Origin of the sequence: Sinomicrobium pectinilyticum (genome assembly GCF_003725735.1) — a bacterium.
Classification (GTDB): Bacteria; Bacteroidota; Bacteroidia; order Flavobacteriales; family Flavobacteriaceae; genus Sinomicrobium; species Sinomicrobium pectinilyticum.
In genome coordinates, this window is record NZ_RJTM01000013.1 from 123387 (window position 1) to 134239 (window position 10853).

Here is a 10853-nt window from a genome sequence, read left to right on the forward strand (position 1 = left end):
TACCGGTTTGTCTTGTAAGACCGCTGGCGGTTTAATGTGCAGCCAGCCAGTCTTCTCCGAGCCCTATCTCAACATCCAGGGGAACAACCAGTTGGTATGCACTTTCCATTTCGGATTTAATCAGCGGTTTAATGGTGTCCAGTTCGGGTTTATAGGCATCAAAGACCAATTCGTCATGTACCTGTAGCAGCATTTTGGTCTTGAAATTGCCTTCCCGCAGTTTTTGGTGGATGTTTATCATGGCTATCTTAATGATATCCGCCGCACTTCCCTGTATGGGGGCATTCACGGCATTTCGCTCGGCCGCACCGCGGACTACCTGGTTTCGCGAATTTATATCCGGCAGATAACGCCTTCTGCCGAGAATAGTCTCCACATAACCGTGATCCTGGGCAAAGTGGATCTGGTCGCTGATATATGCTCTTAACTTCGGATATGTCTTGTAATACGTATCTATAAGTTCTTTGGCTTCGCTTCTCGAAAGGGTGGTCTGGTTGCTGAGCCCGAAAGCCGAAACACCGTAAATAATACCGAAGTTTACGGTTTTGGCATTGCTCCGCTGCTCCCTCGTCACTTCTTCCAGGGGGACTCCGAAGACCCTTGCCGCAGTAGATGCGTGGATATCTTCGCCTTCCCTGAATGCTTTGATCATATTTTCCTCTTCGCTCAGTGCCGCGATAATCCGCAGTTCTATCTGGGAATAGTCGGCAGCGAGCAGGATGTAGTCTTCGTTTCTCGGAATAAATGCTTTTCGCACCTGTCGCCCTCTTTCGGTACGTATGGGGATGTTCTGCAGGTTGGGGTTGTTGCTGCTCAGTCGCCCTGTTGCCGCTACTGCCTGGCTGTATACCGTATGTACCCGGTTTGTCCTTGGGTTGATCTCGTTCGGGAGGGCATCTACATACGTATTTTGCAGTTTTTGCAATTGCCTCCACATGAGGATATCTTCCACGATCTTGTGATCCTTGGCGAGGTAGGAAAGTACATCTTCCGCAGTGGAGTACTGCCCGGTCTTTGTCTTTTTGGGCTTGTCGACCAGTTTTAATTTTTCAAAGAGAATGGGGCCGAGCTGTTTGGGAGAAGCCAGGTTAAATTCTTCTCCTGCCTGTTCGTAGATATTCTTCTCCAGTTCTTTTATGTCCTTGTCCAGGGCATAGGAGAGTGATTTCAGGAAGTCCGTATTCACGCGGATACCTTCAATTTCCATATCGGCGAGTACCTGTACCAGGGGCGCCTCGATCTCTTCAAACAGTTTCAGGGCATTTCGGTTGGAAAGCTCCCCCTGGAAAAGCAGTTTGAGTTGCAGGGTAATGTCCGAATCTTCCACCGCATATTCTGTCTGTTTTTCGAGTTCTACCATGCGCATGGACCTTTGGTTCTTTCCTTTTTTACCGATAAGGGTCTCTATGGAAACGGGTTGGTATTTCAGATAGGTCTCTGCCAGGATATCCATATTGTGGCGCATATCCGGATTGATAAGGTAATGCGCTATCATCGTGTCAAAAAGTTTGCCTTTGACCCGGATATTGTAGTTGGAGAGCACCTTGATATCATATTTGAGGTTTTGCCCTATCTTTTCTATTTGTTCCGCCTCAAAGAAGGGACGGAATTCTTCCAGTATGGTTGCCGTTTCTTTCTGATCTTCGGGAAAAGTTACATAATATCCTTTCCCCGTCTCCCAGGAAAATGCTATTCCCACCAGCTGGGCTTCCAGTGATTTGAGATTGGTGGTTTCCGTATCGAAACACACGCTTTTCTGTAACATGAGTTTTTCCTGAAGCAGTTTCCGGCCCAAGGGAGTATTTATATACTGGTAGTGATGTGGTGTGGTTTCGATAGTGCTATAAGGCGATGAGGCGGAGAGAGGTGTTGCGGTTTCTTCCGCAGGTGTGCCGAATAAATCAAACTGGATATTATTGTCCTGTGCTTTTGTTGTTTTTGCCGCCGAAGTGCCGTTCTTTACAGGAGTTGCATCTATGGCTCCTTCCTGTCCGAAAGCTTTCATCAGGTTTTCGGTAAGACGGCGGAATTCCAGGTCCTGGAAAATCTCCCTGACCTTATCGAAATCGGGAGTATTCAGTTCAAAATCCTCTTCGTGGAATTTTACGGGGACATCGAGCATAATCCGGGCCAGTTCTTTGGAAAGGAGCCCCAGCTGGGCATTATCCTTTATCTTTTCTTTCATTTTGCCCTTCAGGCTGTCGGCATTGGCAATGAGGTTCTCCACACTGCCGAATTCCTTGATGAATTTTTTTGCCGTTTTTTCCCCCACACCGGGAAAACCGGGAATATTGTCGACAGAATCTCCCATCATCCCGAGATAGTCGATGACCTGTTCGGGGGTTTCTACTTCAAATTTCTGCTGTACTTCCCTGATGCCCCATATTTCAATACCGTTCCCCATTCGTGCCGGCCGGTACATAAAGATGTTTTCAGATACCAATTGGGCAAAATCCTTATCCGGAGTTACCATGTAGGTAATATATCCCTGTTTTTCCGCCTGTTTGGCCAGGGTCCCTATGATGTCATCTGCTTCAAAACCTTCTTTTTCAATGACCGGGATGTGCATCGCTTTCAGGATGGCCTGAATGTATGGGATAGCTATACGGATCGCCTCCGGGGTTTCGTCCCGGTTTGCTTTATATGCCTCGAACATTTCCGTTCTTGCCATGGAACCTCCCTTGTCAAAAGCAACGGCGAGATGATTGGGTTTTTCACGCTTTATCACATCCAGAAGGGAATTGGTGAACCCCATGATTGCCGAAGTGTCCATACCTTTGGAGTTGATCCTCGGGTTTTTGATAAAGGCATAATACCCTCTGAATATCAAGGCATAAGCGTCCAGTAGAAAAAGGCGTTTCTGTTCTGACATAAGAATTTCTGAAGTTTATTTGTGTAAAAGTAAGGATTTAATTTTTTTCCCGGCAGAGAAGCGGGCATAACATATATTTGTGATATATTGCCAATACCCCTTGTCTCTTAAAAGTCAAAGATATAATGAAACTGACATGACTAAAATAATCTTTAGACACATAAGCAATGATTATTTTAATCATCAAAGGTTACATGTGACCATTAAAAAGCAATAAAAATAAACACATGAAAAATTCCATTGAGAAACTCTGTAAAATAGCGAATAAAGAATCCCGTATAATTATCGGCCTGATGAGCGGGACTTCCCTGGACGGACTGGATATTGCCCTGTGTGGGATTAGCGGGAGCGGCAGGGAAACAAGAGCAGAGCTCATGGAATTTGTTACCCTGCCCTACGGATCTGTTTTCCGTGAACGTATCCGGGAGGTGTTTGCCAAAAAGGATGGTGCGCTGGAAAAGGTATGCCTGCTGCACCCTTGGATCGCCCGGGAGCATGCAGGGATGGTGCTGAAGGCCCTGGAAGACTGGGGGAGATTGCCGGCAGAAATAGATATTGTGGCGAGCCACGGCCAAACCGTCTATCACGCACCGCGTTCTTTTCACGGTTACCGGGAATTCCCGAATGCCACGCTTCAGCTGGGCGACGGAGATCACATGGCCGAAATTACAGGGATCATTACCATTTCCGATTTCAGGCAGAAACACATAGCCGCAGGAGGGGAAGGGGCCCCCCTGGCCGTTTACGGGGACTATCTGCTTTTTATGGATACTACGGAATCCAGGTTGCTCTTGAACATGGGCGGGATTTCCAACCTTACTTTTCTTCCTGCCGGGGGAAGTTTTGACAAGGTATTCTGTACGGACATAGGACCGGGTAATACGCTGATGGATGCATATGTACAAAAGTACCTGGGCCTGCCTTATGACAAGGACGCCCGCATCGCTTCCCGGGGACGGCTGCGGGAAGGGCTGTTGCGAAGCCTCATGGACGATCCTTTTTTCCGGATGCCGTTTCCGAAGACTACGGGCCCGGAACTCTTCAACATGGATTACCTGTACAAGGCCATAAAATCGTCCGGCGAAGGGAACGACATACCACACGAAGATATATTGCATACCCTGGCACATTTTACCGTAGAAGGTATAGCGCAATGTATGGCACACTTACCCGGCGATATGCCTATAAAGGGATATGTAAGCGGTGGAGGGGCCTCCAATCCGTTGATTTTACAGCTTCTGAAAAAAGCCTGTCCCGATCTGCAGTTCTCCGATACTTCCGCATTGGGACTTCATCCGGATGCCAAGGAAGCCGTACTGTTTGCATTACTGGCCAATGAAATGGTAAGCGGCTCGACCGAAACCGGGGGCACGGTAGCATATCCGTGGGTGGGGATGGGGAAAATCAGTCTTCCGCAGTGACCTTACGGTGCATTTCACCCCAGTCCGAAATACTCTGAAGCATGGGACGCATGGATTTCCCCAAATCGGTAAGGGCATATTCAACCCTGGGAGGAACTTCGGGATAAACGACCCGAAGAACAAGCTGGTCGGCTTCCAGTTCTCTCAGCTGGGATACGAGCATGCGCTCCGAGATACCCGGTATAAGCCGCCGCAATTCGCTGTACCTTAATTTGTCACTGTTGAGTAACCGCCACAGGATATTGGATTTCCATCTTCCGCCGATCAGGGACAGGGCATAACCCATGCCACATGTCGCATTGATCTTTTTTTCATTCAATGCGTTTGATGAGGTTTCTTTTCGCATAACTTACTTTTTTATCAGTACCTGATAATTTTTACAGTACTTACAAATGTAAAGTTGCTTGTTTATTTTAGCAAAGAATTAATCTTAAAAATAAATTCTTATGACAAGCAACACATCCGTCCTCACAAACGAATCCCTCCGTGGAAAAATAGCCTTCATTACGGGGGGTAGCCGCGGTATGGGAGCTGCAATAGTAAAAAGACTGGCTTCCGAAGGTGCGCGGGTTATTTTTACACATTCCGGTAGTAACACGGAGAAAGCCGATCTCGTGGTCCGCGACGTGGAAGCTGCCGGGGGAGAGGCAAGCCATCTGGTGGCAGATAATGGAAGTGCCGAAAGCGTAACTGCTGCAGTGCGTAAAGTAATATCCGATTACGGAAGGATCGATATTCTGGTCAATAATGCAGGGATATTCATGTACAAGCCCACACAGGAAAGTACGGAAGAAGAATTTGACAGGATGATGTCTGTAAATGTTAAGGCAGTTTTCCTGGCAATGAAAGAAGCGGCGGCCGGGATGCCCGAAGGGGGACGTATCATAACCATAGGCAGTAATGTGGCCGATCGGGTCAGTGATCCCAATATGGGATTGTACGGTATGAGCAAATCTGCTTTAATAGGGTTGAACAAAGGGATGGCGCGTGAACTCGGTCCCAGGGATATTACGGTTAACCTGGTGCAGCCCGGTCCCATAGACACCGATATGAACCCGGCCGATAGTGAGATGGCATGGGAAATTAAAAAGTATATTCCTGTTTCCCGCTACGGAAAAGCTGAGGAAATTGCCGGTTTGGTTTCATTTCTTACCGGTGCGGACAGCCGTTTTATAACAGGCACCTCAATAACCATAGACGGAGGGTTCAACAGTTAATTAATATTTTGAAAATACAGAACCGGTTATGGAATTAGGGAATGTTGCGATGGCCGAATGGGTGGGTTATGCCGCCTCGGCAGGTATCCTGGTGTCTTTTCTCATGCAGGATATCCTGAAACTGAGGCTGATTAATGCTGTGGGATGCCTGCTTTTTACCATTTATGGTTTTCTGCTGGCCGATCCGTCGGTGCCTGTTATAGTTACCAACTTTACTATTTTTATCGTTAACCTGTATTTTATTTACCGTATGCGAAAACCGAAGGCGAGGTAGCAGGTAGTGTCATAAACGTATTCACCGGGATACAGGAGGAGGGTGTCCGAAAAGCTTTCGGGCATCCTCTTTTTTTTCTTTTTCACATGTTAATAATGGGAAAACAGTTGATTTATGATTAAATATGGTTTGAATTTTATAATTTTAAAGCCTCTTGTAAATAAAAATACATTCTTTACCGGCTATGAAAAACAGTGAGTCTTTAAACGATTTTTATCAGAAAATCTCCTCTCGAGAAACTTCCCCGGTTTCCCGCCCGGTACAGGCCAGGGAATGGGGGCATTTTAATGTTTACCGGAGAGATGATATAGGTTGCAAGGATTATTCTCCGTACAACCGTAGGGATTTTTATAAAATCTCCCTGATCGTGGGTTCCGGCACCTTGTATTATGCCGATAAGGGAATCACCATAAAGGAAAGGGCACTGCTCTTTTCCAATCCCAATATCCCATATGCCTGGGAAGCAGGGAATGACCGGCAGGCCGGGTACTTTTGCCTGTTCACCGATGGTTTTGTGAATACCGGTCACCAAAGTGAAAGTTTACAGAATTCCCCCCTGTTCCGGATCGGGGGAAATCCTGTCTATTTTATCGATGAAAAACAGGAAAAAAAAGTGGGCGGTTTATTTGAGGAAATGTTCAGGGAGATCGATACCGACTACCGGTACAAGTACGATCTTATCCGGAACTATATGAACCTTATTATGCACGAAGCATTGAAGATGCAACCGGCGGATTCCTATTTCAAACATGCGAATGCGGCATCAAGGATAACCGCCTTGTTCCAGGAGTTGCTGGAACGCCAGTTCCCGGTTTCTTACGAACATATCCTCCAGCTCAAATCGGCCAATGATTATGCCCTGCGCTTATCTGTCCACACCAATCACCTGAACAGGGCGGTGAAGAAAATTACCGGAAAGACGACTACAGAACATATTGCCGCCAGGATCGTTAAGGAAGCCCGGGCACTGTTAAAATACTCAGACTGGAATATCGCAGAGGTAGCATACTGCCTGGGATTTGAAAACCCGGCATATTTTAATAATTTCTTCCGCAAACAGACCGGTAAGACCCCTCGCGGGTACCGGGAAGGGATTTACAATAAGAAAGCAGGCGTTTAAGGATTTGACGATGAGCCGCCGAAAAGGTTACCCCTGGAACAGGTAGGTAATACTGCCTATCTGGCTGTCTTTATTTTTCTTTTTATCGAATTTCGCACGGAGGGCATATGAAATGGCATGGTCTACCAGACAGCCATTACTGGAGGTAGAGCTTTGTTTGTTGAATGTGGCTTCGGTAACGTTGCCGAGTGCATCTACTTGTATGTTAATCACTATTTTCCCGCGGGCCGAACAGGTATATACCGGATTCGGGAGGCTTTTGTGGATTCTTCCGACGAGGGAATAAGAGATGGAACTGTGGATGTTGACACTGTTATTTTTTACAGTGGTATCTGAGGTATTATCTCCGTCCGAGGGTTTGGCCTGCCGTTCTTTTGTTGCGGTAGTACGTGAAGAAGATACCGCTTCTCCCGTCTCGGAACTGAGATAGTCGTTCTCCGTGGCAGATGAAGTTTCTTCCGGGGGATCTTCCCCGGTATCCTCCGATCTTTTGCCTTCCTGCAGGTCTTCGAGGGTTTTGAACTCCCTCACTTCTCTGTCAAACCGGCTCTTAACGGTTTCGTTATAGGCCATGTGGGTCTGCAGTTTGCTCTCGTCGGGAGTGGTGACTTCCTCTTTTTCCAGGGGATCTTCGAAATGCAGTTCGTAAAGGATTTCCTTGTCCTCTTTTCCGGCAAGGTGTATGTTGAACAGGGTAAGGGTTACCAGTATCATTATAAAAAACGATATCAGCAATGACAGTTGTTTTCTGTTCAGGTTCATAGTATATAAACGTTCAAACCGGAAAATAATTGGATAAATTTTTAAATATGGTCTCTTTGGGGGAAGGGATGCTAAGATACTAAAAAATTATTTTTCGATATCCAGTCCGGCTACGAACTCTTCGGGGGAAACGGCGTTGTCTGCACGATATTCCCCTATTCCTGTTCTCCGGAGTGAAGAAAGATGGGCGCCGGATTCCAGGGCCTTTCCGAAATCATGGGCCAGGGAACGTATATAGGTGCCTTTGCTGCACACTACACGAAAGGAGACCTCCGGGAGATTGATCGCCGTGATCTCAAATTCGCTGATATGTATTTTTCTGGAGGCGATCTCTACGGTTTCTCCTCTTCTGGCGTGTTCGTACAGCCGTTTTCCGTCTTTTTTTATTGCGGAAAAAACAGGCGGTACCTGGTCAATGTCACCTATGAACTGCGATGTGGTGGCGGATATAAGTTCTTCCGTGATGTGTTCGGTAGGGAAGGTGCGGTCTGTTGTGGTTTCCAGGTCATACGAAGGGGTTGTTGCGCCGAGGGTAAAGGAGCCGGTATATTCCTTTACCTGGCCCTGGAGTTCCGGTATCCTTTTGGTGAATTTCCCGGTACAGATGATCAGTAATCCCGTAGCCAGGGGGTCCAGGGTGCCGGCATGGCCAACCTTGATCTTTTTCAGGCCGTATTTTTTACGGATGGCCCATTTTACCTTATTCACAGCCTGGAAAGACGACCAGTGAAGGGGTTTGTCAATAAGCAGTATTTTACCGTTTTTAAAATCTTCTTCCGAATACATTACGAACTGGTCCAAAAGGAATAAACAATAGCTATTGCACCGACAATGAGGCAATATATGGCAAAGTAAGTAAGTTTACTGTTCCTGACCAATTTTATCATCCAGGTACAGGCAATTAATCCGGAAATAAAAGCGGCTGCAAACCCTGCGGCGAGGGGGATAAATTGCTGGGAATCATAACTTATTTTTCCGTAAAGGATCTCTTTGGCGATACTCCCGAATATAAGCGGAACCACCATGAGAAACGAAAACCTGGCCGCCTTGGTTTTGTCAATGCCCAGCAGTACGGAGGTCGAAATCGTCGATCCGCTCCTGGAAATGCCGGGAAGCATGGCTATGGCCTGTGATACTCCTATGATAAAAGCATTGCCGTATGTAACCTGTTTGGAGGTATCCTTTGCCCGGTCGGCAAGGAAGAGCAATAAGGCCGTTATGAGCAGCATAAAGCCGACAAGCTGAATATTCTCCCCGAAAAGCTGCTCCAGTTGCTCTTCGAAGAACAGGCCGATAAATACGGCAGGGACCATGGATATGATGATCTTCAGGGAAAACATGGTCTCTTCATTCCAGCGGAATTGGAACAGACCTCTGAGGATCTCCATGACTTCCTTACGGAATATTACGAGGGTACTGAGTGCGGTAGCGAAGTGCAGTACAATGGTGAAAATAAGACTTTCTTCGGGAATGGAATTATCTCCTATAATCGCCTTTCCCAGTTCGAGATGACCGCTGGAGGAAACGGGAAGGAATTCGGTAAGCCCCTGGATAATCCCGAGGATGATCGCATCAATGATGTCCATGAATTATACTCGTTTTTGGTACAGATAATAGCTGACTATTGGCCAAAACGAAGGTTTTCCGGTTTTATTTGTTCCGGCCTTCTTTTTTTTTCGCAGGCACCAAAATGGCATATACTTCCAGGGCGAATCCGATGAGTACAAGAGTAGGGGCAAGACGGATTCTCCGGAAACTGAATATTTCCGGGTTGAATACATCCGGATTGTCACTGCCACCGCCACTCATAAGTATAAATCCAAGGGCAATAAAACCCAGGCCTGTAAACATAATGGTATAGTTTTTTTTCTGGAAAATGAACTCCCGTGGTGTGGTGTTTTTATCTCTTTTACTCATGGTTAAAGCTTTTTCGCTATGTTGTCTTATATTGTCAAATGTATTCTTCTGTCCGGTAATTTAATAATACAGGTCGTCCGTTCTCAGGTTCAGGAACCGTTGTGCGGCAAAATAAGTGCTTATCCAGCTGATCACTACACCCATTAGGAAAATGCCTGCAAAAAGCACGATCAGCCACAGGGGATCGTCCGTGAGATGAAGTTCGGGAAACCTTTCGTTGATATAGTACAGGCACATCCCCATTGCAATAACTGCGATAATGGCCCCCGTAATACCCAGTTTCACACTGGTCCAGATAAAGGGGCGGCGGATAAAGCGTTTGGTGGCCCCTACCATCTGCATGGTTTTAATGATAAAGCGTTTGGAATAAATGGATAGGCGGATAGAACTGTTGATAAGCAGGACCGCTATGAGGGTAAATGCGGCACTGGCCAGCAATATCCAAAAGCTCAGCCGTTTTATATTGTCGTTGAGCATGGTGATCAAGGGGCGGTCATACGAGACCTCGTCCACAAAGTCTTTTGCCGTGATTTCTCCGGCTATCTGTTCCAGTTTTACGGCATCCACATAATCGGCCTTTAGTCTCACGTCTATGGAATTCTGCAGGGGATTATAACCGAGAAACTTCATGAAATCTTCCCCGATTTCCGCGCTTTGGGCCTCCGCTGCCGCTTCTTTGGACACAAATTCTACCGACCTGGTATATTCTGCCAGGGCGAGACTTTTCTGTAACTGATCGATCTCTACCTTCTTGGCATCGTCTTTCAGGAAAATGGAAACGGCTACCTGTTCCTTGAAATGGTCTGCAAGCTTTTTGGTATTAATGACCATAAGGCCTAGCATTCCCAGTAAAAAGAGGACCAAAGAGATGCTTAAAATAACGGAGAAATACGAAGAGATCAGCCTTCGTTTCTGATACCTTTCAAAAGATTTGCTCATGGCTTATGACATATTTATCCGGCTTCCCTGCAAATATAACGAATTAGGAATTCGAATCTTGCTTTTATTGATTGGGATTAATGAAAAACCGGGCAGGAGTTTCGGTACTAAGTTAGCAAAAAGGGGACAAATTGGGCCGTATGCGTGGTTTTTCCGTGAAATATTTAAGCAGTCCTCTCTTTTTGGCCTTATAGCCGAACGAATTACTTCATTTGCAGAAACCGTATCTTCGGATTTTTCCTCATCATTGACAAATTGCTTGCTAAGACAACTTTAGTTAACCTTAAAAACCCACCTGCTTTGCAGGTGGTCATGTTCTGATGGCTATGCC

11 protein-coding genes are annotated in these 10853 nt (G+C 46.4%); 4 read left to right on the forward strand and 7 right to left on the reverse strand.

Annotated elements, in window-relative coordinates; translation table 11 throughout:
- Positions 1 to 31: 31 nt before the first annotated feature.
- Positions 32 to 2872 (reverse strand): DNA polymerase I, encoded by a 2841-nt coding sequence (gene polA / locus ED312_RS03305; RefSeq protein WP_123214579.1) that lies wholly within the window; start codon positions 2870 to 2872, stop codon positions 32 to 34.
- Between the two features lie 227 nt (positions 2873 to 3099).
- Between polA and ED312_RS03310 the strand changes: the two genes are divergently transcribed.
- On the forward strand, positions 3100 to 4293 hold the full coding sequence (locus ED312_RS03310) for an anhydro-N-acetylmuramic acid kinase (protein WP_123214580.1): 1194 nt from the start codon (positions 3100 to 3102) through the stop codon (positions 4291 to 4293).
- On the opposite strand, the gene ED312_RS03315 is transcribed toward ED312_RS03310, so the two are convergent.
- Entirely contained in the window at positions 4277 to 4639 is a 363-nt protein-coding gene (locus ED312_RS03315) for a winged helix-turn-helix transcriptional regulator (RefSeq protein ID WP_123214581.1), read from the reverse strand. The two genes, ED312_RS03310 and ED312_RS03315, sit on opposite strands and share 17 nt — an antisense overlap.
- A gap of 100 nt (positions 4640 to 4739) precedes the next feature.
- Between ED312_RS03315 and ED312_RS03320 the strand changes: the two genes are divergently transcribed.
- From ED312_RS03320 to ED312_RS03330, 3 genes are all read left to right on the forward strand, one after another.
- Complete coding sequence (locus ED312_RS03320; protein ID WP_123214582.1) at positions 4740 to 5510, forward strand: SDR family NAD(P)-dependent oxidoreductase; 771 nt, start codon at positions 4740 to 4742, stop codon at positions 5508 to 5510.
- A 28-nt stretch (positions 5511 to 5538) separates the two neighbouring features.
- The gene (locus ED312_RS03325; RefSeq protein WP_123214583.1) at positions 5539 to 5784 is read left to right on the forward strand and encodes a YgjV family protein; all 246 of its coding nucleotides are present in this window, start codon (positions 5539 to 5541) and stop codon (positions 5782 to 5784) included.
- Positions 5785 to 5968: 184 nt separating this feature from the next.
- Entirely contained in the window at positions 5969 to 6904 is a 936-nt protein-coding gene (locus tag ED312_RS03330) for a helix-turn-helix domain-containing protein (protein WP_123214584.1), read from the forward strand.
- A gap of 27 nt (positions 6905 to 6931) precedes the next feature.
- Here the strand turns inward: ED312_RS03330 and ED312_RS03335 are convergent, their stop codons facing one another.
- From ED312_RS03335 to ED312_RS03355, 5 genes are all read right to left on the reverse strand, one after another.
- Positions 6932 to 7666 carry a hypothetical protein gene (locus ED312_RS03335; RefSeq protein WP_123214585.1) on the reverse strand — a complete coding sequence of 245 codons (735 nt, stop codon included), beginning with the start codon at positions 7664 to 7666 and terminating at the stop codon, positions 6932 to 6934.
- Positions 7667 to 7753: 87 nt separating this feature from the next.
- A complete protein-coding gene (gene truB, locus ED312_RS03340; protein ID WP_123214586.1) occupies positions 7754 to 8452 on the reverse strand; it encodes a tRNA pseudouridine(55) synthase TruB in 699 nt (232 codons plus the stop codon).
- Entirely contained in the window at positions 8452 to 9252 is an 801-nt protein-coding gene (locus ED312_RS03345) for an undecaprenyl-diphosphate phosphatase (RefSeq protein ID WP_123214587.1), read from the reverse strand. The genes truB and ED312_RS03345 overlap by 1 nt, the downstream gene beginning before the upstream one ends.
- A 64-nt stretch (positions 9253 to 9316) precedes the next feature.
- Positions 9317 to 9583, reverse strand: coding sequence for a DUF3098 domain-containing protein (locus ED312_RS03350; RefSeq protein WP_123214588.1), 267 nt, complete (start codon positions 9581 to 9583; stop codon positions 9317 to 9319).
- A gap of 60 nt (positions 9584 to 9643) precedes the next feature.
- Complete coding sequence (locus tag ED312_RS03355; RefSeq protein ID WP_123214589.1) at positions 9644 to 10522, reverse strand: cell division protein FtsX; 879 nt, start codon at positions 10520 to 10522, stop codon at positions 9644 to 9646.
- Positions 10523 to 10853 lie beyond the last annotated feature (331 nt).